Annotated in this window: 2 protein-coding genes and 1 pseudogene; all 3 read left to right on the top strand. The window is 58.5% G+C overall.

Annotation, left to right across the window (positions count from 1 at the left end; all coding sequences use genetic code 11):
* The first annotated feature begins 477 nt into the window (after positions 1–477).
* Positions 478–1,107: a DUF7437 domain-containing protein gene (locus Q0964_RS02070; protein WP_299262939.1), complete on the top strand. Its 630-nt coding sequence runs from the start codon at positions 478–480 to the stop codon at positions 1,105–1,107.
* Positions 1,100–1,648 carry a PIN domain-containing protein gene (locus tag Q0964_RS02065; RefSeq protein WP_299262937.1) on the top strand — a complete coding sequence of 183 codons (549 nt, stop codon included), beginning with the start codon at positions 1,100–1,102 and terminating at the stop codon, positions 1,646–1,648. Before Q0964_RS02070 ends, Q0964_RS02065 begins: the two co-directional genes overlap by 8 nt.
* A gap of 600 nt (positions 1,649–2,248) precedes the next feature.
* Positions 2,249–2,529 (top strand): annotated as a pseudogene (locus Q0964_RS02060) (hypothetical protein); the annotation flags it as partial.

Here is a 2,529-nt window from a genome sequence, read left to right as displayed (position 1 = left end):
GAGTCAGTGCTGGAAGTACACCGGATAGAACATCGAAGCGGGGCCTACACTGCTGACGACGACTGACGGAGGCTGATGTACAATCGCCAGACTGCGCCGAGATTAACCCGATTCTTTGAAACAGCGTACCGAACTCCCGGCGAGTCCATTTTTTCGCTCACTTTATTCCCTCGGTCATTTCCTCGCCGACCCTCGCAAACCCCTCGGGTTTGCTCAGTCCCGGCGAGTCCACTTCCGGCTTATCTGTCGTTTTCGTGATTTTAGACCTTCTACAGCCTATTACTCAGTACATTACTGATTTGGTGAGAACCCGTTACGAGTCGTGTCGGGGGCCATTGCTAACCCGGATTCGCGTTCCCTGACTCGGAGGCAGTCGAAGGAATTGTTCGGACGTTGAGATGGATCAGTGAGAATACCGAGCAAATAAATAGTGGTTCCGCCGAAACGCTTTAATCCATAGTTTGCATACTCTGAACTGTGTCTGACGCTCCACCTACCACGCACCCGCCGGATGCGGGACATGCTGCTCGTCGGTTTTTTGTCTTCCAGGAGCTGTTGGGGACTCCCGAACTCGCCCGATTCTACACGGATCTGCTGATCAACTCCCCGACGACGGTCACCGCTGCCCGTGACCGCCAAGGGTTCTCGAAAAGCACTGCGTACAAGTACGCCAACACGCTCGCCGAGTTGGGGGTCGCAGCGGAACTCGACGAGTACGAGGACGGTTCGACCCTCTGGCGTGCCGAGCCCGTGAGCGGCAACTGGACGGACGAAACGACGCTCGAACTCGGTCCAGTTATCATCGCCGTCTACGGGGCCACCAGCGTCGATGACGACCTCGAACTGTTTGTTGACCGCCACGGGAAAGCAGCACTTGCCCCCGCGGTCACGGCGACGATCGACTACCTGAAAGGCAACACGACACGTCGCGGCGTCGCGGACAACCTCGGTGTCCCTGCTGTAGAGGCCATCGCGGTCACACAGGTGATTGAGCGAATCATCGCGGTAATTAAAGACCACGATCCGACGCTCGACGATGTCACGTTCGACGTAGACGTCCACAACCGGGCGATCGAGCAGGCACCGTACCAGCGCCGCGATGAGTGAGTCACATCCGTCGCCGCTTCCGACTGCGCTCGTCCTTGATACGAGTTTTCTCCGAACAATCGGTGGGACGGGCAGTGACTCATACCAGACATTCATCGAGTACGTCCGGAGTAAAGACCGAGAGCTGTACCTGAGTCGTGGTGTCACCGAAGAACTGAACGAACAGCGTGGCTACATCAGTGTCGATTGGGTAGGTCGAGCGGATACGACAGAGTGGATTACCCTCGTGGGTGAGGTCCAACCAGGAGTTCGAGTCCACGATGGACCGCGCGCCGGCGAAGTCATGGACCGCGTTCACGAGCGGCTGGCAGCCTTCGAACAGACGAACCCGGACGAGTTGCGAAAGACGGACTCGGAACTGCCAGCAGTCGGGGTGATGCTTCTCGGCTCAACGTCACACGACTCCGTCGGGGCTCTGATGGACGACCGGAACGCTGAACGAGCGATTGCTGGCGTCATCGAGAACTCATACTACGAAGGACGCATCCGCGTCATCGATATCTGGACGGCAATCGAATACATGGAGTCACAACTCGGGTGAGATGGGGACCCGAGAGAAGCATAAATATCTATCGACTGATATCGGTAGTGTCTGTTGCATCACCGCAACCGACAGTTAACCTAACTCCCAGACTGCGCCGAGATTAACCCGATTCTTTGAAACAGCGTACCGAACTCCCGGCGAGTCCATTTTTTCGCTCACTTTATTCTCTCAGTCATTTCCTCGCCGACCCTCGCAAACCCCTCGGGTTTGCTCAGTCCCGGCGAGTCCACTCCTCTCCTGTCCGCACTCGCTGTCGTTCGCGGAGCATCCACCGCTACGGAACGGGATGCCGGCGAGGCCGCAGACAACAGGACGGCAGGTCCGGACAGGTGTCTCCGAGTGCGATACCGCAACGTGGCCCTCTTAAGGCGACAACGGAAACAGACGTACTGTCAATGAGTGTGTGTCGCCGTCCGCGTACCCGAACAGAACAACCGAACGTGGCCCGGAGGAGAACAGGAACGGGGATAGACCTGCGCCGACCCACCCCGATGTCGGCTCCTTGGCACCGGGTTCTGTGTTCTGTCACGCGAACCACGGGTAGATTGGTCAGATGAGCCAGTGTGTTTCGGACGAGCGCGGAGACGCTGTGATTGTATGACCCGGAGTCGCAGGGTCGTCCTCGCGGCACTGTGTGTCGAGACGGTGGCGGCAGTCTCGGCTGTCGTGTACGGCCATCTCGCGATTGTGGCCGTCGCCATCCTGTACTGGATAGACCTCCTGTTCCTGATGGGTCGTGTGGGCGTCCAGCGGTTGCTCGCACGGCCGACGAGAGGTGTCGGCATCGCGCGACTGTTGCTCCCCTTTCGTCTCCTGAAACACAAGCGCGGGACAGTCAGTCTCACCGACCGTCTGCCCCCGGTGTACCCGAAGAACGC

This window comes from Halorientalis sp. (assembly GCF_028275115.1).
In the GTDB taxonomy this organism is placed as follows: Archaea; Halobacteriota; Halobacteria; order Halobacteriales; family Haloarculaceae; genus Halorientalis.
This window is presented reverse-complemented; position numbering and strand designations above follow the sequence as displayed.

Bases quoted from the DNA above. Each gene is read 5' to 3' on its own strand.
- Q0964_RS02065 (WP_299262937.1), top strand. From the start codon at position 1,100: ATGAGTGAGTCACATCCGTCGCCGCTTCCGACTGCGCTCGTCCTTGAT.